This window comes from Methylobacterium sp. C33D (assembly GCF_053345825.1).
In genome coordinates this window covers 96,680-116,346 of record NZ_JBKFAV010000009.1, presented here as the reverse complement: position 1 = coordinate 116,346, position 19,667 = coordinate 96,680, and the positions used below count along the sequence as shown (strand labels likewise).

Annotated in this window: 16 protein-coding genes; 4 read left to right on the top strand and 12 right to left on the bottom strand. The window is 72.1% G+C overall.

Going from position 1 to position 19,667, the window contains the following annotated elements; all coding sequences use genetic code 11:
* Window positions 1–120: 120 nt before the first annotated feature.
* The 3 genes from ACLBXO_RS09280 to ACLBXO_RS09270 form a co-directional block, all read right to left on the bottom strand.
* Window positions 121–327: a hypothetical protein gene (locus tag ACLBXO_RS09280; RefSeq protein ID WP_331314762.1), complete on the bottom strand. Its 207-nt coding sequence runs from the start codon at window positions 325–327 to the stop codon at window positions 121–123.
* A 119-nt stretch (window positions 328–446) separates the two neighbouring features.
* The gene (locus ACLBXO_RS09275; protein WP_447685199.1) at window positions 447–1,997 is read right to left on the bottom strand and encodes an FAD-dependent oxidoreductase; all 1,551 of its coding nucleotides are present in this window, start codon (window positions 1,995–1,997) and stop codon (window positions 447–449) included.
* Between the two features lie 125 nt (window positions 1,998–2,122).
* Window positions 2,123–3,031 (bottom strand): DMT family transporter, encoded by a 909-nt coding sequence (locus ACLBXO_RS09270; RefSeq protein ID WP_447685198.1) that lies wholly within the window; start codon window positions 3,029–3,031, stop codon window positions 2,123–2,125.
* Between the two features lie 229 nt (window positions 3,032–3,260).
* Between ACLBXO_RS09270 and ACLBXO_RS09265 the strand changes: the two genes are divergently transcribed.
* The gene (locus tag ACLBXO_RS09265) at window positions 3,261–4,133 is read left to right on the top strand and encodes a YihY/virulence factor BrkB family protein (RefSeq protein WP_447685197.1); all 873 of its coding nucleotides are present in this window, start codon (window positions 3,261–3,263) and stop codon (window positions 4,131–4,133) included.
* Between the two features lie 195 nt (window positions 4,134–4,328).
* Here ACLBXO_RS09265 and ACLBXO_RS09260 read toward each other — a convergent pair whose 3' ends face one another.
* Window positions 4,329–6,104, bottom strand: a complete 1,776-nt coding sequence (locus tag ACLBXO_RS09260; protein ID WP_447685196.1) for a glucan ABC transporter ATP-binding protein/ permease — start codon at window positions 6,102–6,104, stop codon at window positions 4,329–4,331.
* Window positions 6,105–6,471: 367 nt separating this feature from the next.
* Complete coding sequence (locus tag ACLBXO_RS09255; RefSeq protein ID WP_447685232.1) at window positions 6,472–6,939, bottom strand: CAP domain-containing protein; 468 nt, start codon at window positions 6,937–6,939, stop codon at window positions 6,472–6,474.
* Window positions 6,940–7,158: 219 nt separating this feature from the next.
* Here ACLBXO_RS09255 and ACLBXO_RS09250 point away from each other — a divergent pair, with 219 nt between their 5' ends.
* Complete coding sequence (locus tag ACLBXO_RS09250) at window positions 7,159–8,238, top strand: diguanylate cyclase domain-containing protein (protein ID WP_447685195.1); 1,080 nt, start codon at window positions 7,159–7,161, stop codon at window positions 8,236–8,238.
* On the opposite strand, the gene ACLBXO_RS09245 is transcribed toward ACLBXO_RS09250, so the two are convergent.
* Window positions 8,191–10,908, bottom strand: coding sequence for a DUF3772 domain-containing protein (locus ACLBXO_RS09245; protein WP_447685194.1), 2,718 nt, complete (start codon window positions 10,906–10,908; stop codon window positions 8,191–8,193). The genes ACLBXO_RS09250 and ACLBXO_RS09245 overlap by 48 nt on opposite strands.
* Before the next feature lie 509 nt (window positions 10,909–11,417).
* On the opposite strand from ACLBXO_RS09245, the gene ACLBXO_RS09240 reads away from it, so the two are divergent.
* Entirely contained in the window at window positions 11,418–11,966 is a 549-nt protein-coding gene (locus tag ACLBXO_RS09240) for an HNH endonuclease (protein ID WP_020094004.1), read from the top strand.
* Between the two features lie 16 nt (window positions 11,967–11,982).
* Here the strand turns inward: ACLBXO_RS09240 and ACLBXO_RS09235 are convergent, their stop codons facing one another.
* The 3 genes from ACLBXO_RS09235 to ACLBXO_RS09225 all read right to left on the bottom strand — a co-directional run bounded on the left by ACLBXO_RS09235 (window position 11,983) and on the right by ACLBXO_RS09225 (window position 14,458).
* Window positions 11,983–12,225: a hypothetical protein gene (locus ACLBXO_RS09235; protein WP_331314773.1), complete on the bottom strand. Its 243-nt coding sequence runs from the start codon at window positions 12,223–12,225 to the stop codon at window positions 11,983–11,985.
* A gap of 31 nt (window positions 12,226–12,256) precedes the next feature.
* A complete protein-coding gene (locus tag ACLBXO_RS09230) occupies window positions 12,257–13,201 on the bottom strand; it encodes an outer membrane protein (protein ID WP_447685193.1) in 945 nt (314 codons plus the stop codon).
* 264 nt (window positions 13,202–13,465) lie between these two features.
* Entirely contained in the window at window positions 13,466–14,458 is a 993-nt protein-coding gene (locus ACLBXO_RS09225) for an outer membrane protein (RefSeq protein WP_331314777.1), read from the bottom strand.
* Between the two features lie 277 nt (window positions 14,459–14,735).
* Between ACLBXO_RS09225 and ACLBXO_RS09220 the strand changes: the two genes are divergently transcribed.
* Window positions 14,736–15,077: an MmcQ/YjbR family DNA-binding protein gene (locus ACLBXO_RS09220; protein WP_331314778.1), complete on the top strand. Its 342-nt coding sequence runs from the start codon at window positions 14,736–14,738 to the stop codon at window positions 15,075–15,077.
* A gap of 39 nt (window positions 15,078–15,116) precedes the next feature.
* On the opposite strand, the gene glmM is transcribed toward ACLBXO_RS09220, so the two are convergent.
* The 3 genes from glmM to ftsH all read right to left on the bottom strand — a co-directional run bounded on the left by glmM (window position 15,117) and on the right by ftsH (window position 19,650).
* Complete coding sequence (glmM, locus tag ACLBXO_RS09215; RefSeq protein WP_026605059.1) at window positions 15,117–16,457, bottom strand: phosphoglucosamine mutase; 1,341 nt, start codon at window positions 16,455–16,457, stop codon at window positions 15,117–15,119.
* A gap of 69 nt (window positions 16,458–16,526) precedes the next feature.
* Window positions 16,527–17,339, bottom strand: coding sequence for a sulfite exporter TauE/SafE family protein (locus ACLBXO_RS09210; RefSeq protein WP_331314779.1), 813 nt, complete (start codon window positions 17,337–17,339; stop codon window positions 16,527–16,529).
* Window positions 17,340–17,727: 388 nt separating this feature from the next.
* Entirely contained in the window at window positions 17,728–19,650 is a 1,923-nt protein-coding gene (gene ftsH / locus ACLBXO_RS09205) for an ATP-dependent zinc metalloprotease FtsH (RefSeq protein ID WP_331314781.1), read from the bottom strand.
* Window positions 19,651–19,667: the final 17 nt, after the last annotated feature.

Genomic DNA, 19,667 nt, shown 5'->3' with positions numbered 1-19,667 from the left:
GGCGGGCCGGCGCGCAGCCCTGCGAAGTCGAGGCTGGACCGGCGCGGCGACGGGCACATGTCCGGACATTGATGATCGCGCATTCCGCCCGCCGAAAGCTGGGCGCGGGACCGGATCCGCTCAGCGCCTCTGCTCGCAGCGCGTCTTCACGTAGGCCCCGTCCTCGCCCTTGAAGCCGGAATTGGCCGCTAGGACCGGTCCCTGGACGAGGCATTCCTGGAGCGTGTGGGCCGGGCCGGTGACCACGTCGATGGCGGTCTCGCGCGAGCAGTCCGGCGCCTGGACAGAGGCGGCGCAGATGAGGGCGACGACGATGATCTGGTTCATGGGGCCTCCCGTGCGGGCCCGGCTCTCGAGACGGCGGGCGGCGTCTACCGAAAGTGGGACCGCCGCACCTGGTTCCATCCGCCCGGCCGCCCCGATGTCGCGCCGATCCCGCCGGGCCGTCACACCAGAGCGGCGAGATCGGCGCCGGACTCGATCGCGTCGGGGCCGGGCACGCGCCCCTCGCCCAGCAGGTGGAGGAACGCCGTGAAGGCCGGGTTGCGGCCGATGCTGCAGGCGGCCACCGCGCGGCCGTCGCGGACGTAGTAGGCGATGAAGTCGAGCGCCGCCGGGTCGCCCTGCAGGATGATCCGCTCGAAATCCGGCGCGTAGCCGCCGTAATCGAGGCGCTTGTCGCCCTGGTTGCTCCAGAAGAACGGCGCGCCCGCGAAGGCGCCTTCGGCGCCGAGCATCGCCCGGGCGACGTGCGTCCCGTGCTGCTGCGCCAGCCGCCAGTGCTCGATCCGCGCCGTGACGCCGCTGCCGCGCTCCGGGAAGGCCGCGATGTCGCCCGCGACCCAGACGTTGTCGGCGAGCCTCAGGTCGGCGTCGACCGGGAGGCCGCCGGTCTCGTCGGGCTCCGCCCCGGCGACGATCCCGGTCTCCGGCGCGGCGCCGGCGCCGATCAGCACGAGCTCGGCCGGGAGCCGCGCCCCGGCCTCGGTCTCGACCGCCTCGACGGAGCCGGTGCCGGCGATCCGCGCGACGCTGCCCGTGACGAAGGTCACGCCGTTGCCGGCGTGGTAGCGCTTCAGCGCCGCGCCCACGGCCTCGCCGAACCGCTTGGCGAAGGGGACCTCCTCCCGGGACAGGACCGTCACCGACAGGCCGCGCTTGGTCAGGAAGGCCGCCGCCTCCAGGCCGATGAAGCCCGCGCCGATCACCACCACCCGCCGGGCGTGCTCCGCCGCGGCGCTGAGCCGCACCGCGTCGTCGAGGCTGCGCAGGGTCATCACGCCGTCGAGGTCCCGGCCCTCGAAGTCGGGCACCACGGCGCGGCTGCCGGTGGCGATCAGCAGCGCGTCGGCGGTGAGCGTGCGCCCGTCCGCCAGCGCGACGCTGCGGCGGGCCGGGTCGATCCGCGTCGCCTCGGCCTCGACGCGCTCGACCCGGTGGGCGGCGGCGAAGTCCGGCTCCAGCAGGGTCTTCTCCGCCGGAGTCGGCTTCGCCAGGAACTGCTTGGACAGCTTGGTCCGGTCGTAGGGCGGGTGGCCCTCGCGGCCGACCATCGTGATCGTCCCCGCGAAGCCCGCGCGCCGGAGCGCGGTGACGCAGGCCGCGGCCGCCGCGCCGGTGCCGACGATCAGGACCGTCCCGACCGGGGTCTCGGCCTTTCGCGCCGGGCCCGGCTCGGGGGTCAGCGTCGCCACCGCCTCGCCGCCCTCGATCCGGACGGGATAGCGGGTGAGCGATTCCAGCGCCGGCGGCTCCTCCAGGCCGCCGTCGGCGACCGCGAAGGCCGCCTTGTGCCAGGGACAGTAGAGCCGGCCGCCGCAGATCTCGCCCTTGGCCAGCGGTGCCCCGAGATGCGGGCACTTCGCCTGGAAGGCGCGCACCCCGTCGGCGTCGCGCACGAACAGCACGGCGTCGTCGCCGGCCTTGCCCTCGGCCTTGCCGCCGAGCGGGATCGCGTCGAGGGCGAGGCGGATCTCGCGGGGCTTGTCCTGGTTCATCCTCGCCTCGCGCGCTGCCGGCCCGGGCCGATCCGGCCCGCGCGCACCAAACCGCGACGGCGCGAAGGGTTTCCGCGCCTTCCGTCGCAGGGGCGTCGGACCCGGCGCGGGCCTCAGCGGCAAGCTCAGCCGCGGCTCGCCACCGCCACGCCGAGGGCGGCGAGGGCCATGCCGGCGCCCTGCACGGGTGTGAGCACCTCGCCGAACAGCAGGTAGCCGAGGACCGCCGCGACCGGCGGCACGAGGAAGAACAGGGCGGCGACGCCCGCCACCGCCCCCCGCCGGATCAGCACGAGCAGCAGCAGGATCCCCGCGACCGAGTTGACCAGGACCGCCCAGCCGAGGCCGAGCCACAGGGCCGGCGCCGGGTCGAACGCGGCGCCGCCGAAGGCGAGCGCCAGCGGGATGGCGCAGGCCATGCCGCCGACGAACTGGAGGGTCGCGCCGGCCAGGAGATCGACCCGGCCGCCGGTGCGCTTCTGCCAGAGCGTCCCGAGGGTCAGCGCCAGCACCGCCAGGAGGCTGACGGCCAGCGCCGCGGGCGGGATCCCGGACGGGTCCGTGGCGCCGAGCTTCGGGGCGAGCACGAGGCCGGTGCCGACGAATCCCATGAGGATCCCGAGCGCCCGCCGGCCGCTGACCCGCTCGCCCAGCAGCGGCTGCGCCAGGAGCGCGGTGAGCAGCGGCTGGAGGCTGCCGACGAGCGCCGCGATGCCGGCCGGCAGCCCGTGGCTCACCGCCCAGAAGACGCCCGACAGGTAGACCCCCTGCATCAGGAAGCCCGCGATGACCGGGTCGCGCCACCCCGCCCGGTCCCCCGGCCAGCGCACCCGGGAGGCCGCGGCGATCAGGGCCAGGACCAGGGCGACGGCCGTGAAGCGGACGGCCGTGAAGGCGAGCGGATCGACGTGCGGCACCACCGCCCGCGCGGAGATGAAGCCCGTGGCCCAGATCGGGATGAACAGCGCCGGGAGGGCGCCGGACGCGAGCGTCGACGGGCGTGAGAGCAGCGGCATGGCCGCCGGACGGAGCATGCCGGCGCGGCCGGCGCAACGGTGATCTCGCCCGCCCGGCGCGACGGGCACCGGCGTGGCGCGGACGCGTCACCGGCGGCCGATCGGGACCAGAGCGCGCCGGCGGCGTTGACGCGCGGGTGCGGGCGCCGTTCATCGGCGGGCCTCCCTCCGGGAGGAGCGCCCCGAGGATCGCGCGATCGAGGATCGTTGGACACCCGTGAAACCTCTCCGCAGCGGATTACAGGTCATGGGCGTCGCCGCGCAGCGCTTCGTCTCCCACGACGGCTGGGCGATCGCGAGCCACATCGCGCTCTCGAGCCTGACCTCGCTGTTCCCGTTCCTGATCCTGCTGGCGGCGCTCGCCGGCCTGTTCGGCACGCAGTCGCTGGCCGACGAGGCCGGGGTGCTGATCTTCGATGCGTGGCCGCGGGAGATCGCCAAGCCGATCGTCGGCGAGGTCCACCGGGTGCTCACCGAGCAGCGCAGCGGCGTGCTGACGCTCGGCGCGCTGTTCGCCCTGTACTTCTCCTCCTCGGGCGTCGAGAGCCTGCGGGTCGGGCTGAACCGGGCCTACGGCCTGCGCGAGAGCCGGCCCTGGTGGCTGACCCGCCTCGAATCGATCGGCTACGTGATCTGCGGCGCCTTCGCGATGCTGGCCTTCGCGCTGCTCGTGGTGCTGGGGCCGCTGATCTGGCGCAACGTCGTCCTGGTGGCGCCCGGTCTGGAGCCCCTGAGCCTGACGGTGGCGATCGGGCGGATCGCCGTCACGGCCCTGCTGCTCGCCGTCGTGCTAGTCATCGCCCACAAGTTCGTCGCGGCCGGGCGGCGCTCGATCCTGTCGGTGCTGCCGGGGATCGGCGTGACGCTGCTCCTGTGGTTCTTCGCCGGCCTCGGCTTCGGCTACTACCTCGACCGGTTCTCCAACGCCTACGCGTCGACCTACGGGGGGCTGGCCACCGCGATGGTGTTCCTGGTCTTCCTCTACTGGCTCGCCGCCATGTTCCTGTTCGGCGGCGAGATCAACGGCACGGTGATCGCAGCCCGCCGCACCCGCCTGCAGGCGAAGATGCTGGCGCGCCGGGCCGAGATGGAGGGCCGCAGGGCCGCCGCGAACAGCTGACGACCGCCGGGCCGACCTGCCCGGGCACGGGTTTCGACGCCGTCATCCCGGCGCGCCGAAGGCGAGCCCGCAAACCAGGATCCCTGCCGGCGCACCATCTCGGCAGTCGGCGCCTCCGGATCCCGGGCCCGCTGCGCGGTCCCGGGACGAGGAAGTGGGCTCCTGTCCGGCGGGGGATAGCCGGGGCGGAGGCGCTCAGGCCGCCAGCGCCAGCCCCTCCTCCTCGTCGGCCTGGGCGGCCATGAACTGCGCCCGGGCGAGCTCGGCGAAGCGGCCGCCCTCGGCCACCAGCTGGTCGAAAGTCCCGGCCTCGACGATCCGGCCCTCGTGGAACACCAGGATCCGGTCGGCGTCGCGGATCGTCGCGAGGCGGTGGGCGATCACGAAGGTGGTGCGGCCCTCCATCACGGTCTCCAGGGCGCCCTGGAGCTTGCGCTCGGTGGCGGCGTCCAGCGCCGAGGTCGCCTCGTCGAGGATCAGGATCGGCGGGTCCTTCAGGAGCGCCCGGGCGATCGAGAGCCGCTGGCGCTCGCCGCCCGAGAGCGACCGGCCGCGCTCGCCGATCACCGTGTCGAGCCCGTCGGCCTGGCGCGCCATGAAGGCGCTGGCCTGGGCGCGCTCCAGCGCGTCGAGCATCTCGGCGTCGGTGGCGTCGGGGCAGCCGACCTGCAGGTTCTCGCGGATCGAGCGGGCGAACAGCATCGGCTCCTGGAACACCACGCCGATGTTGTGGCGCAGCGAGGCGAGGCCGACGTCGCGGATGTCCATCCCGTCGATCCGGATCGCGCCGGAGGCCGGGTCGAAGCTGCGGTGCAGGAGGCCGAGCGTCGTCGACTTGCCCGAGCCGGTGGTGCCGACCAGCGCGATCGTCTCGCCGGGCTTGGCGGTGAACGAGACACCGTCGAGCGCCTGGCGCCGGCCGTCGTACGAGAAGGCGACGTCGTCGAAGGTCACCGAGCCCTCGAAGCGCGCCACCTGCCGGGCGTGCGGCCGGTCGGCCACCGCCGGGACGGTGTCGTAGATCTCGAAGAACTCGGCGATCTTCGGCGCCTGCTGGAACAGGCCGTTGACGAAGCCGACCACGTGGTCGAGCCGGGCCACGAAGGCGGTGGCGAGGCTCATGAAGGCCACGACCTCGCCCACCGTGGTGGTGCCGGCCTGATAGAGCCAGATGCCGGTGACGAAGATCGCCGTCATGGTGATGGTCGCCGAGGCGCGGGTCGCCACGTTGGCCAGCGCCCACCAGGACAGGACCGGGATCTGCGCGGCGAGCAGGTTGGTGATGATGCCGCGCATCGCCTCCTTCTCGGCCTTGGCGCGGGTGAAGGACTGGATCACCGCGACGTTGCCCAGCGCGTCCGAGGCGTGGGCGGCGAGGCCGGAATTGAATTCCTCGACCTGACCCTGGAGCGTCTCGGTCCGGCGCATCACGAAGGTGGTGAGCGCCGTGAAGGCGAGCACCAGCACTACCAGGATCGAGCCGAGCTGCCAGTTGATGAACAGGGTCATCGGCAGGAGCACGCCGAGCGAGACCAGCGCCACGAGGTGGTCGCGGAAGAAGCCGAGCCACAGCCACGCCATGCCGTTGGTGCCCTCCAGCATCGCCTTCAGGACCCGGCCGGAATGGTTGGCCGAGTGGAAGGCGAGCGGCAGGTCGAGGACGTGCTCGAAGTAGCTCGCCATCGACGACAGGCGGTTGCGGTGGGCGAGCCGGTCGGCGTGGAGCGCGATGAACACGCCGGCCGCGATGGTGAAGAAACCGAACGCCACCCAGGCGGCGAGCAGGGGCAGCATCGTGCCCATGGCGTCGCCGCCGCGCTTGAGATGGGTCAGCTGGTCGATGATCCGGCCCATCAGCAGGGGCTCGGCGAAGGCCGCGATCGCCAGGACCACGTTGGTGGCGGCCAGACCTATGGCCAGCCGCCGCTCCGCCTTCAGGAATCCCAGGACCCGCCCGTACAGACGAACCATCGTACCGCTCCGCCACCCTTGGCGCGGCCCGTGTGACCCGGGTCTCACGCCTTCACCGAGGAGGTCCGCGCGGCCGGCATGGGCGCCGGATCCGAGTCAAACCCCTCGTACGAAACGGGTATGCCAGCGCCTGCCTGAACGGGCGATGACGGGCCGATACAGGTTCGAAACAGTCGCCTTCACGGTTGCCTCAGCAAAGTTTACCAAAGCTTAGCGCGGACCCGCCGCGTCCCGGGCGCGGGCGGTGCCCGACACGCCCGGCGTCGGCGCGGCCTTCGCGCCGTTCAGGACCGATGGCGTCCGGACGACAGATTCGCCTCCGCCGCCGGCAAGGCAGCCCCCCGCCATGCCGTCCGGCGGGGCTCCGCTACTTCGCGGTGAGCAGCGCCCAGTAGACCTTGTACTTGGAGCCCGGCGCGTAGGCGGTGGCGATCCCCATCCGGGTCGCCCCGGGCGCCAGCATGGTGGCGTCGTGGGGCGGGCTCTCGCGCCAGCCCGAGAAGGCCTCGGCCAGGGTGTGGTAGCCCGCCGAGAGGTTGGCGTTGACGTTCGCGTAGCCGAGCCGCTCGACGGCGGCCTTGACGGTCTGGGCCCGGCTCGGCCGGTCGGCGAGCGCCATGGCGGCCGCCTCGGCCTCGGCGAGGCGCTGCAGTTCGGGATCGACCGTCAGCGGCGGCGCGCCGCGGTTGCGGCGGTAGGACGAGATCATGTCGCGGGCCGCCTCGACGTCGATATGCGCGCTGTTACTGGCGAGCGGCAGGTAGATGCTCGGCAACGCGGTGCCGCTCGGCGGCTGGGCGGCGCAGCCGCCGAGCAGCGCCGCAGCCGCCAGCACGGCCGGTCCGGCGAGCCCGGTCCCGATCCCCGCCCGGATCCCCGTCCCGATCCGGCCGAGCCCGCGCCCCGCATGCCGACCGTCCCGATCGCGTCTCGTCACGACTCACCCATCCCTGCGACGGCCCGGCCGCCCCGGCGGCATATAGGGGCTGCCGCGCGGCCGCGCATCGGACGGTTAGGGCTTCCTCAAAGGACTTCCGTCTAAACTTGCACACCGATGACGACCGCGCGCTCCCTGGCCCTGGCGGATCCGCCCCGCGACCGACCCGTCGGCGCGGGCGCCGACCCGTCGGCCGCGGCGGCCGCCGAGACCGCGGCCGCGTGCGCCCTGCGGTGGACGATCATCCGCCAGCAGGCCGGACTGCTGGCGCGGCAGGAGCGCGCCCTGGCGGGCGCCGGGATGGGCCTGTGGTCCTGCCGCCTACGCGACGGCGCCCTCGACTGGTCCGGGGGCGTCCACGACCTGTTCGGCGTCCCCCGGGGCACGGCTCTGCACCGGCCCCGGATCCTGGACCTCTACGAGCCGGCCTCGCGGCGCCTGCTGGAGACGGTCCGGCACCGGGCGATCGTCCGGGGCGGCGCCTTCGTGCTCGATGCCGAGGTCCGCGCCGGAGGCCGGCAGCGCTGGATCCGGATCCGCGCCGCGGTCGAGACCGAGGACGGGCGCCCCGCCCGCCTGTTCGGAACCAAGCAGGACATCACCGAGGAGATCGCCCGGCTGGCCGAGCTGAGCCGGCGCGCCGAGCGCGACCCGCTCACCGGGCTGGCGAACCGGCGCGGCTTCGAGGCGCAGTTCGAGGCCGGGGCGGCCGGCTCCGGTCCGGATCCCCTCGGCGCCCTGCTGCTGATCGACCTCGACGGGTTCAAGCCGGTCAACGACGGCCACGGCCACGCGGCCGGCGACCTGTGCCTCCGGCACTCGGCCGCGCGGCTGGCCGCTGTCTGCCGGGACGCGGCCCTCGTGGCCCGCATCGGCGGCGACGAGTTCGCCGTGCTCCTGCGGGCACCCGTCGACCCGCTCGCGCTGGCGGAGCGCGGCCGGCGCGTCGTCGCGGCCCTGAGCCGGCCAATCCCGTATCGCGGCCGGGAGCTGCGGATCGGCGCCTCCGTGGGGATCGCGGTGGGGCAGACGGCGGGGCTGTCCGCCGGGCGCGGCGGCCGCGCCCGGCTGTTCGGCCGGGCGGACGCGGCCCTCTACGCCGCCAAGGACGCGGGCGGGAACACCGTCCGCATCGCCCTCGGCGGCCGGTCAGGCGCCGGCGCTGCGGAGGCCGCGATCGCGCTGGGGCCGGGCTGAGTCGCCGCCCTCGGGAACCGCGGCCGGCTGGATGAAGCGGCTGGCGATCTCGCCCATGGCGCTCTGCATCGTGTCGAGGCCCTGCACGGTGACGATGCTGGAGCCGGGCCCGAGCGGCGGGATGAAGCCCGCCTCCGACAGGCTCGCGAACACCGAGAAGTTCAGGTCGGTCACCACCTTCTGGCCGAGGCTCACGTCCACGATCCAGACGAGCAGCTCGAATTCCAGGAACGGGTCGCCGATCTTCTTGAACACCACCCGGGGCGGGGGCTCCTTCAGGACGTCGGAATGGCCCTGCGCGCAGGCCGTGATCATCTCGGCGGCGCGCACCGGGTCCTGGTTGCGCAGGACGCTGACCGTGATGCTGACGCGCCCGGTCCGGTCGCCCCGCACCCGGTTCTTCACCACCCCGGAGATCAGGTTCGAGTTCGGCACGATCACGGCCGAGCGGTCGAAGGTCTGGATCTCGGTGGAGCGGACCGAGATCCGCTTCACGATGCCCTCGGAATCGCCGATCACCACCTGGTCGCCGACCCGGATCGGGCGCTCCCACAGGAGCAGCAGGCCGGAGACGAAGTTGTTGACGATCGACTGGAGGCCGAAACCGATACCGACCGACAGGGCGCCGGCCACGATGGTCAGCTTCTCCAGGCTCAGGCCGAGATACGAGAAGGCGAGCGCCAGCGCGATCAGGAACCCGCAATAGCCCGCCACCGTGGTGATCGAGTTGCGCAGGCCGGCGTCGAGGTCGGTGGCCGGCAGGTAGGTGTTCTCCAGCCAGCGCTGGACCCCGCGGGTGATGAACACGCCGACCACCAGGATGCCGATCCCGAAGGCGATGCTGGAGAGCGAGATCGTGACGTCGCCGACCTTGAAGCCGAAGAAGGCCTGCCGGACCGACGAGACGATGTCGGTGGAGTCGAGACCCCAGGGCGCCAGCACGAGGACCGCGGCCGCCAGGAACAGGACGAGCCGGGTCGCGCCCGTCGTCAGGACCGAGATCTGGTTGAGCGAGCGCTTGCGCAGGCCGGTATTGGCCTGGAGCGTGGTGGCGAGCCGCGTCTCGTCGCTGAGCGCGCGGCCGACGAAGATGTCGACGCTCTGGACCAGCAGGTAGAGCAGCACGAGGACGGCCGCGTCCCAGATCAGCTGGTCGATCAGGAAGGCCGCGAAGGCCACGTAGCCCACCAGCGCGCCGAGCCCGATCAGCGCCACCGCGGCCCAGCCGAGGAGCCGCGCCGGCCCGCCGATGCCCGTCGTGGTCTTGGTCGGCACGTAGGGGCCGAAGCAGGCCTCCTCCTCCTGCTCGGTGTCGGCGAACCGGTGGAGGCCGACCGCCAGGATCAGCGCGGTGGCGACCGCCCCGATACCCCGCGTGGCGATCGAGATCGGCAGGGCCGCGGAGATCCCGGAATTGAGCGCCTCGACGGACTTCACCACGGTGATCACCGTGGCGATGCCGACGGCGAGCCGGGTCAGGCGGATGGCCGCCGCGTCGCTCACCGGGGCGGGGCGCCACGCCGGCTTCTCGGGGCTGAGCAGCCCGTCGCAGAGGGCCTCCACGAAGGCGATGAAGGCCAGCCCCCCGAGGATCGCGGCGGCCACCGGCAGGAGCCGGGACGGCAGCAGGTTGGTGGAATCGAGGGCGTAGTAGACCGCGTAGGACCCGGCCACGGCCGGCACCGTGCCGAGCAGGATCACCCGCCAGGCGGCGAGCATCACGGCGCGCCGCGAGGGATCGGCCCTGGCGGCGTCCCGGCGGGCACCCTTGGGGGCGATGTTGCGCCGGCCGAAATACAGCGCCACCGAGATCCCGAAGGCGAGGCCCAGGAACAGCAGGTTGGCGAGGCTGCCGTTGCGGGAGAACAGCAGCCCGATATCCGACACGGCGCTCTGCAGGGCGCGCGTGTCCCGGGGCACGTCGCCCATCACCTTGGTCCAGAGACCGGGACCGACCAGCGGCTGGGAGCGCTGGAGCAGGTCGCGGGTGAACGATTCGCGGCGGCGGTTCGAGACGCGGTCGACGATCTGGTCGCCCTGCACCACCAGGGAGCGGGCCAGCCGCTGGGTCTCGTCGATGCGGGTGACGGCGGCCTCGCGCTCGGCGCGCTCGGCGGCGACGTCGGCGCTCTCCTGGGTGTCCTTCGGCTTCGGCCCGAGCTGGGCCAGGCGCTCGCGGGCGGCCTCCAGCGGCGCGTCGAGCCGGGTGACCAGGGTGCGGATCTCGTCGGTGACCGTGACCGCGCTGTCGCGGATGGCGGTGAGGTCGGCGACCGTCAGCTCCGTGTGGCCGAGCTGCTTCTCGCGGGCGTCGAGCTCGGCCTTGGCGGCGTCGAGCTTGGCCCGGACCTTCTTGAACTGCTCGGGGACCTCGGCCTTGGCGACCGGCGGGGGCGCGGGCTTCGTATCGGGCGCCTTCGTATCGGGCGCCTTGCCGTCCGCGGGCTTGGCCTCGGGGGCCGCCTTCTCGGGCGCGGCCTTCTCGGGCGCGGTCTTGGCGTCCGCGGGCCTGTGATCGGAAGACTTGGCGGCGGGCGCCGGATCCTGGGCGAAGGCCGGCAGGGTCAGGGCCGCCGGGGTTGCGAACACCAGCGCGGCGAGCAGGGCGAGTGCGCGGGACGGGCGCGGGGCGCCCTCCGGCTTCCGGGTCCGCGCGGGGATACGATGCATGAGCAACCTCTCGTCGGGCGCGCGGCGGCCGGCCGGAGTCCGGCATCGGCGAATCGGCGGCGATCGGGGACCGGGCAGGCCTCCTGGCGGCCGGGCGCTCTGGGCGAGCAATAGGGCGAAAGCGTGCCCCTGCCCACCCCGGGCCGCATCCCGCCGCCTCCAGCCCGCTGTGGGTGCGTCCCCGGGGCTCATCCGGAAAAGCTTCACAAGGGTGTCACGCTGGGATTAGATGAACACCTGATGGACAGGGCCTTTTCGTTGCTACGCGAAAGGGCGCGGCCGGTGGCGATACCGGCCCGGCCCGGCCGCGTTCCGGATGCTACCGCATCGACCGGCGCCCCCGCGCGCCGGCCCGCCGCCCTGTTGTTCCCTCCGTCTCTCCCGTCAAGCCGTCGCCCCGCGCGCCGGCCCGTCCTGCATCGGCCCCGGGCCGGTTCGGACGGGCCGGCGGGGCGGCGGCATGGTCCCGCGCGTCTCACGCGCCAGAACTAGTCCGAAGAGTCGCGCCGATGATGGATCTCCAAACCCTCGTCCTCAACGCGGATTATCGGCCGCTCTCGTACAATCCGCTCTCCCTCTGGTCGTGGAAGGACGCCTTCACGGCCCTGTTCCTCGACCGGGTCACCCTGGTGGCGAGCTACGACGTCGAGGCGCGCTCGCCCTCGCGCGCCCTGCGGGTGCCGAGCGTGGTGGCGCTGAAGAACTACGTGGCGCTGGCCCGCAGCCCGGCCTTCACCCGCTACAACATCTACCTGCGCGACGGTTTCAGCTGCCAGTATTGCGGCCTCCGGCTGCCCTCGGGCGGCCTGACCTTCGACCACGTGGTGCCGCGCTCCCGGGGCGGGCTGTCGAGCTGGGAGAACGTCGTGGCGGCCTGCTCGCCCTGCAACCTGCGCAAGGCCAACCGCACGCCGGACGAGGCGGACATGCCGCTGATGACCGAGCCCCGGCGGCCGACGCGCTACGAGCTGCACCACCGGCAGCCCGAGTTCGACCACCGCCAGTACCATCACACCTGGCTCGACTACCTCTACTGGGACAGCGAGCTGGAGAGCTGAGGGCGGCGCGGAGGCGTCACCAGGCCGGCGCGCGCCGGGGCGGCTCGTTGTACATCGGGACGTTGAGGTTGCGCGGCCGGTAATCCCGCACCAGCACGGGCGGGGGGACGGCGGGCACCGGTCGCACCCGCACGATCCGGCGCGTCGGGTGATGCGCCCCGCGGCGCTCCGCGAAGGCCGGTCCGTGGACGAGCACGAGGCCGGCGAGCAGCGCGGCGCGCGACGTCAGGGGCCACAGCCTCGAGAGACGGTCAGTCATGGTCAGGCTCCGGCCGGCGCGGGAGGAAGGGTCAGAACTTGACGGCCGCGCCACCCCGGACGGTGTTCAACTGGGCGTTGTGACCGTTGAAATCCTGGAACCGCACGTACTGGTACTCGCCGCGCACCAGGATGTTGGGCGTGATGGCGTATTCCAGGCCGAAGCCGAGGGCGACGCCGCCGATGGTCTTGGTCCGGGCATTCGCCGTCAGCGTCGTGGGCGCGTACGGGATGGTCTGGGCGCCCTGTCCGGCCGGCGTCGAGTTGTTGAGCGGGAAGTTCGGATTGAAGCTCGCGTAGTCGTGCCTGTAGACCGCCGCGGGCTGCCCGGTGGTCAGGGCCTGGTTCGCCGCGTAGGTGGTGGCGCTGTAGCCGTAATTCTGGACCGCAACGGTGTCGTTGATGGTCACGCGACCGATCGCGGCACCGGCGGTGACATACGGGAGCAGGTTGCCGAACGCGTAGCCGGCGCGGCCCCGGATGGTGCCGTAATCCTCGATCCGCGTGTTCGACGTGCCGAACAGGTTCACCGACTCGGAGTTGCCGGCGGCGGTCGTCACGATCCGGTTGATGCCGTTGGTCGACCAGCTGTTCTGGTCCGTGTGCGTGTAGTCGGCCTCGATGCCGAGGACGATCCCGTCGAACTGCACATTGAATCCGGCGAAGGCACCGAAGCTGGCCCCGCGCGTCCGCGTGCCGGGAAGCGACAGGAATTTCGAGACGCTGAACTCGTTCTCGATGTCGCGATTGCTGAAGTAATTCGCCAGCGTGGACTGCATCGCGTTGCGCTGCGACAGGCCGCCGGAGGTGAAGCCGCCGTGGCCGCCGACATATACGCCGCTCCAGTCGACCACCGGGGCCGGGACCGGGTCGTAATCGGCGCCGCGCAGGTAATCGTAGTCCAGATCGGCGGCGCGCGCGGTGTTCACGCCGCAGAGACCGAGAACCGCCAGCAGCGGAAAGGTGACGGTACGCATCGGGATCGTCCTGGACGGAAAGAGACGGACGGCGGATCGAGCCTCGACACGGTGATACGCCGGTAACCTTAATTCTCCGTTGCTCGACCTGGACAGACAAGTCCCGATCCGGGGGTGTCAGTCCAGGCGCGTCCCGAGGGATACTGGAGCGGGCAAGAACCGCCCGAGAACCGGTCCGGTCGCGGCGGGGCGCCCGAACGCGAAACGGCGCGGAGAGCCTCCGCGCCGTCGTCGTCCGTCCGGGGGATCGCGGTCGAGGCGCGATCAGTACTTGCGCACCAACGGGCCGGGGACCGGCTCCGGCATCAGCGGCGGCAGCGGGGCCGCCACGAAGCCGCCGAGGTAGTAGCGCAGGCCGATCTTCACGTCGTGCGCCTCGATATCCTTCACCTTGATCGCCTGCAGGCTGCCGGTGCAGCAGGGCTCGAAGCCCGCGCCGGTCTGCGCCTTGCCGAGGTTCAGGTAGCGGTAGGCCAGCTCGATCTTCAGCGCGTCGGTCACGTTGTAGGCCAGACCGGCGTGGAGCGCCCAGGCGAAGCTGCCGCTGGTCTTGTCCTTGTAGAACTTGCTGCCGCTGTTGGTGTTGTAGACCGCGTTGCCGTTCGCGTCGTAAACCGGCGCGTAGTTGTAGGAGGGTTGTCCGCAGCCGCAGCCGTAGATCGGGTTCGCGTAATCGTAGCCGTAGGTCGGGCTGGTGAACTGCTGGTTGGTCGAGTAGCTCGAGACGTGGTTGAACGCGTAGCCGACGCCGCCGCCGATGAACGGCGTGATCCCGTACCACGTGCCGAGGTCGAAATACGCGTTGGCCAGAACCACCGCGGAGTCGAAGTTGCCGCTCGACTTGTTCACGCCGTACGAGCCGAGTCCGTTGTCGAAATCCGGACCCTTGTAGTACTCGCTGCCGCGCAGGCCGGTAGAGTAGCGGTACTCACCGGTGATGTCGCCGCGCAGGAACGGGGTGAACTGGTAGCCGACGCCGACGCCCGCGAAACCGCCGCCGCCGACCGCGTTGCCGAAGGCGCGGTTGGACTCGGCGTAGCCGGTGTAGTCGTAGGCGTCGCTGTAGCGCGGACGGGTGTAGATGCTCGCGCCCACGTCGCCGCGCAGGTACCAGCCGCCGCCGACCTCGATCGGCGGGGGCGGCGGAGGCGGGGGCGGCGGGAGCATCAGATCCGCGGCCGCGGCGAGGCAGGGCGCGCCGACGCTCGCCGCGAGCGTCAGGCTACGCACCAAAGCGTTCAGCTTGGAGCGGGCCATGGAGATTCCTTCACTGGACTCGTGAGCCGGACGCGCGGCGCGCGGTCCCGGGGTACGAGGGCAGGATGGAAGGAACGTCTTAAATCCGGCTTAACGTTAAATGTTAGCCTTGCGCATCGGTTGCCGAACTGTCGAATCGGACAACCGGGCGAGACTTGCTTGTTTCCGCCGCGCCGCGCCGCCGGGGTCGGCGCGGTTCATCTGTCGGGGGGGCCGCGTGGGCGACCCGATCGGCGTCGCCCGCTCGTCCGGGCCGCGCGGGAGTTGAGAGATCCGCATGGGGCCCGACGACGTGCGCGTCCTGGCGCTGATGCTGCCCGAGGCGGTGGCGGGCGCCCACAGCGGCAACCCGGATTTCCGGGTCGGCGGCCGGGTCTTCGCGACCCTCTGGGTCGAGGAGGCGCGGGTCGTGCTGCGCCTCGCGCCCGCCGATCAGGCCGCCCTGTGCGAGGCCGAGCCGGACCTGTTCGCGCCCCTCGACGGCGCCTGGGGGCGGCGGGGCTGGACCAATCTCGACCTCGACCCGTGCGCGGAGGAGGCCCTGCGGACGGCGCTGCTCGCGGCGTGGCGGATGACCGCACCCGCGGAGCTGCGCGCCGCCTACGCCGATCTGGGTTGATCCCGCGCCCGGCCCCCTCGGGGTCGGGGGAGCCGGGGATCAGGCCGCCGCGCGGGTGACGGCGTCGACCACCTCGTCGACCACCGCGTTGACGAGGCCGCGATCGTCGCCCTCGGCCATGACGCGGATCACCGGCTCGGTGCCCGAGGGGCGGATCACGAGGCGGCCGGCATTGCCGAGCCGCTCGCGGGCGTGCTCGATGGCGCTGACCACGCTGTCCTCGCGCAGGGGCTCGCCGCTCCGGTAGCGGACGTTCTTGAGGATCTGCGGCAGCGGGTCGAAGCAGTGGCAGACCTCGCTCACGGGCCGGTTCTGCCGCTGCACCACGCTCAGCAGTTGCAGGGCGGCCACGAGCCCGTCGCCGGTGGTCGTGTAGTCCGACATGATGATGTGGCCGGACTGCTCGCCGCCGAGATTGTAGCCGTGCGCCCGCATGTGCTCGAGGACGTAGCGGTCCCCCACGGCCGTGCGGGCCAGGGTCAGGCCGAGGCCGCCGAGGAAGCGCTCCAGGCCGAGATTCGACATGATCGTCGCGACCACGCCCGGCTGCGTCAGGCGCTCGTCTTCCTTCCAGGAGCGCGCCACGACGGCCATGAGCTGGTCGCCGTCGACCACCTGGCCCTTCTCGTCCACGATCAGCACCCGGTCGGCGTCGCCGTCCAGCGCGATCCCGATATCGGCCCGGCGCTCGCGCACCATGTCGATCAGGGCCGCGGGCGCGGTCGAGCCGACATCCCGGTTGATGTTGAACCCGTCCGGCTCGGTGCCGATGGCGATCACCTCGGCGCCGAGCTCCCACAGGGTCTCGGGGGCGACCCGGTAGGCCGCGCCGTTGGCGCAGTCGACCACGACCCGCAGCCCGTCCAGCGTCACCTGCCGCGGCAGGGTCCGCTTGGCGAACTCGATGTAGCGGGCGTGCACGCTCTCGATGCGCTTGGCCCGGCCGAGATCGTTGGAGCCGGACAGGCGCTTGTGCATGTCGGCGTCGATCAGCCCCTCGATCTCGTGCTCGATCGCGTCGTTGAGCTTGAAGCCGTCGGGCCCGAACAGCTTGATGCCGTTGTCCTCGAACGGGTTGTGCGAGGCCGAGATCATCACGCCGAGATCGGCCCGCATCGAGCGGGTCAGCATCGCCACGGCCGGCGTCGGCACCGGCCCGAGCAGCAGCACGTCCATGCCCACCGAGGTGAAGCCGGCGACGAGCGCGGTCTCGATCATGTAGCCGGAGAGGCGGGTGTCCTTGCCGATCACCACCCGGTGGCGGTGGTCGCCGCGCTGGAACACGAGGCCGGCGGCCTGACCGACCTTGAGGGCGAGCTCCGGCGTGATCACGCCGTTGGCGCGGCCCCGGATGCCGTCGGTTCCGAAATACTTGCGCACCATCACGTCTCCGGCGCCCGGCCTCGCGGACCCGGCACAGCTTAGCAGATTATCGCGCCCGTCGGCGGCTCACCGGCCGGCAGAGTCAACGGGGTGCTCCCCGACAAAGGCGGTCGAAATGGGGCGCCCGGCGCGCTGCAGGAGCCGCGGCGCCGAGGCCGAGACCAGCGCGAGGCCCGAGACGGTCAGCAGGCCGAGCACGAGCCGGCGGAAGGCGACCTCGCTGAGGCCCAGATAGATCCGGGTGCCGAGCAGCGTCGGGACCAGCATCGCCGGCAGGACCACCGCCACCATCGGCAGCGTCGCCCGGGTGACGAGCCCCGCGGCGAGGTAGGTCGCCAGGGTGACGCTGAGCATCGCGAGGTTGAAGTTCTGGATCACCGAGCGCTGCACGTCGCGCTCGTAGCGGCGCAGGGTGCACCAGAGGGTCGGCAGCACGCCCGTGAAGCCGCCGAGCCCGCCCATCATCCCGCCGCCGAGGCCCACCGCGGCGTCGGCGAGCCGGCCCCCGACCGCGATCCGCGGCAGGTTCCGGGCGAACAGCATGGTCGGGCACCAGACCATCAGCAGCAGGCCGAGGAGCGTCTTGAACCAGTCGGCGTCGAGCCGCGGCAGCAGCAGGACGCCGAGGGGGATGCCGGCGAGGCCGCCGAGGATGAACGGCGCGAGGCGCCGGGTCTCGAACCCGCGCCGGACCGAGACCGCCGCGATGACCTGGCCCGTGAAGGCGCCGGAGACGGCCAGAACCGCGGCGAGCTGCGGGTCGATCACCCAGGCCCAGAACGACAGGGCCGTGAGTCCGAAGCCGAAACCCGACAGGCCCTGGACGAAGCCGGCGACGACGGCGCCGAGGGCGACGACGAGGTAGGTCGAGACCGGCATCGGGGATTTCGCGGCGGCCTGGGGAAGGGTTCTGTGTTTCCGATTCGGCGGAGTCCGCCGAGCCTCCGGCCAAGCTGACCCCGTCGATCCGCCGACAGGCGGGCCGGTTTGTCACGCGCGATGCGACGATGATCACCCTTCGCCGACGCATGCCGCCGCCGATGAGGGAGCACACCGCGCCCCCGCTCCCGTCGGATCCCGGGCCTGCCCGAGATCCGCCCTGAAATGCCCGGATCGGGAAGTCCGACGCGGGTGGAGAGAGGTCCCGCGCCCGGTCCTGACAGCGCACCGCCGACGCAGGTGCCGGAGCTGCACCCGCGTCGGAGGAGGCCGCATGCGCGAGAAGGGGCGCCTCGCGGCGCCCTCCTCGCTCAACCGACCGTGCGGTTCAGGCCTGCGGCTGCGGCTCCAGCCCGCCGTCGTTCTCCTTGGGCCGGCCGCGGCCCGCCGAGGGGACCGAGGAGCCCCGGGCCGGGGTCGGCGGCACGTCGCCGCCGTCGCGGATCGGGGGCTGGCCCTTGAGCAGGTTGCGGATCTCCTCGCCCGAGAGGGTCTCGTACTCGAGCAGACCCTGCGCCAGGGCCTCCAGGTCGTCCTTGTGCTCGGCCAGGATGCGGCGCGCCTCCTCCAGGCCGGTTTCCACGAGGCGGCGGACCTCGGCGTCGATCTTCTGGGCGGTCGATTCCGAGACCGATTGCTGCCGGCCCATCGACATGCCGAGGAAGACCTCGTCGTTGTTGTCGCCGTACGCGACGGTGCCGAGCTCCGGGCTGAAGCCCCAGCGGGTGACCATCATCTTGGCGAGCCGCGTCGCCTGCTCGATGTCCGACTGCGCGCCCGAGGTCACCTTCTCGCGCCCGAAGATCATCTCCTCGGCGATGCGGCCGCCCATCATGATCGCCAGCCGCGAGGTCATCTGCTCGAAGCTCATGGAGAGCTTGTCGCGCTCGGGCAGCTGCATGACCATGCCGAGAGCCCGGCCGCGCGGGATGATGGTCGCCTTGTGCACCGGGTCGGTCGCCGGGACGTTCAGCGCCACGATGGCGTGGCCGCCCTCGTGGTAGGCGGTGAGCCGCTTCTCGTCCTCGGTCATGACCAGGGTGCGCCGCTCGGCGCCCATCATGACCTTGTCCTTGGCGTCCTCGAACTCGTGCATCGTCACGATGCGCTTGCCGCGGCGGGCCGCCAGCAGGGCCGACTCGTTGACGAGGTTCATCAGGTCGGCGCCGGAGAAGCCCGGGGTGCCGCGCGCGATGGTCTTCAGGTCGACGTCGGGGGCCAGCGGCACCTTGCGGACGTGGACGCGCAGGATGCGCTCGCGGCCGGTGACGTCCGGGTTCGGCACCATGATCTGGCGGTCGAAGCGGCCGGGCCGCAGCAGGGCCGGGTCGAGCACGTCGGGGCGGTTGGTCGCCGCGATGATGATCACGCCCTCGTTGGCCTCGAACCCGTCCATCTCCACGAGGAGCTGGTTGAGGGTCTGCTCGCGCTCGTCGTTGCCGCCGCCGAGGCCGGCGCCGCGGTGGCGGCCGACCGCGTCGATCTCGTCGATGAAGATGATGCAGGGCGCGTTCTTCTTGGCCTGCTCGAACATGTCGCGCACGCGGCTGGCGCCGACGCCCACGAACATCTCGACGAAGTCCGAGCCCGAGATGGTGAAGAACGGCACGTTGGCCTCACCGGCGACCGCCCGGGCGATCAGGGTCTTACCGGTGCCGGGCGGGCCGACGAGCAGCACGCCGCGCGGGATCCGGCCGCCGAGACGCTGGAACTTCTGCGGGTCGCGCAGGAACTCGACGATCTCTTGGAGATCTTCCTTGGCCTCCTCGACGCCCGCGACGTCGTCGAACGACACGCGGCCGTGGGCCTCGTTCAGGAGTTTGGCCTTCGACTTGCCGAAGCCCATGGCGCGGCCGGCGCCGGACTGCATCTGGCGCGAGAGGAAGATCCAGGCGCCGATGAAGACGAGGATCGGCAGCCAGCTCACGAGCAGCTGGATGAACCAGGGGGTGTTGTCGGACGGCGGGCGGGCGGTGATCTGCACGCCCTTGCCCTGGAGCTTGGAGACGAGGCTCGGGTCGTTGGGCGCGTAGCTCGTGAAGTTGCCGCCGCCCACGTAGGTGCCGGACACGTCCTGCCCGGAGATCACCACCGACTGGATCTTGCCGGCATCGGCGTCGTTCAGGAGCTGGCTGTAGGCGATCTCGCTGCCGCCGCCCCGGTGACCCGGGTTCTGGAACAGGGTGACGAGGGCCAGAACCAGCAGGAAGATGACGACCCACAAGGCAAAGTTGCGAAAATTCGGGTTCATCGATCAATCCCTGGCGC

What these genes read in the sequence shown, in the direction of transcription:
- ACLBXO_RS09235 (WP_331314773.1), bottom strand. Translation starts at nt 12,225, where the DNA reads ATGACTGACCGTCTCTCGAGGCTGTGGCCCCTGACGTCGCGCGCCGCG.
- ACLBXO_RS09220 (WP_331314778.1), top strand. Translation starts at nt 14,736, where the DNA reads ATGGGGCCCGACGACGTGCGCGTCCTGGCGCTGATGCTGCCCGAGGCG.
- ACLBXO_RS09245 (WP_447685194.1), bottom strand. Translation starts at nt 10,908, where the DNA reads ATGCATCGTATCCCCGCGCGGACCCGGAAGCCGGAGGGCGCCCCGCGC.
- ACLBXO_RS09240 (WP_020094004.1), top strand. Translation starts at nt 11,418, where the DNA reads ATGATGGATCTCCAAACCCTCGTCCTCAACGCGGATTATCGGCCGCTC.
- ACLBXO_RS09275 (WP_447685199.1), bottom strand. Translation starts at nt 1,997, where the DNA reads ATGAACCAGGACAAGCCCCGCGAGATCCGCCTCGCCCTCGACGCGATC.
- ACLBXO_RS09210 (WP_331314779.1), bottom strand. Translation starts at nt 17,339, where the DNA reads ATGCCGGTCTCGACCTACCTCGTCGTCGCCCTCGGCGCCGTCGTCGCC.
- ACLBXO_RS09225 (WP_331314777.1), bottom strand. Translation starts at nt 14,458, where the DNA reads ATGGCCCGCTCCAAGCTGAACGCTTTGGTGCGTAGCCTGACGCTCGCG.
- ACLBXO_RS09270 (WP_447685198.1), bottom strand. Translation starts at nt 3,031, where the DNA reads ATGCTCCGTCCGGCGGCCATGCCGCTGCTCTCACGCCCGTCGACGCTC.
- ACLBXO_RS09250 (WP_447685195.1), top strand. Translation starts at nt 7,159, where the DNA reads ATGACGACCGCGCGCTCCCTGGCCCTGGCGGATCCGCCCCGCGACCGA.
- ftsH (WP_331314781.1), bottom strand. Translation starts at nt 19,650, where the DNA reads ATGAACCCGAATTTTCGCAACTTTGCCTTGTGGGTCGTCATCTTCCTG.
- ACLBXO_RS09280 (WP_331314762.1), bottom strand. Translation starts at nt 327, where the DNA reads ATGAACCAGATCATCGTCGTCGCCCTCATCTGCGCCGCCTCTGTCCAG.
- ACLBXO_RS09265 (WP_447685197.1), top strand. Translation starts at nt 3,261, where the DNA reads ATGGGCGTCGCCGCGCAGCGCTTCGTCTCCCACGACGGCTGGGCGATC.
- ACLBXO_RS09260 (WP_447685196.1), bottom strand. Translation starts at nt 6,104, where the DNA reads ATGGTTCGTCTGTACGGGCGGGTCCTGGGATTCCTGAAGGCGGAGCGG.
- ACLBXO_RS09230 (WP_447685193.1), bottom strand. Translation starts at nt 13,201, where the DNA reads ATGCGTACCGTCACCTTTCCGCTGCTGGCGGTTCTCGGTCTCTGCGGC.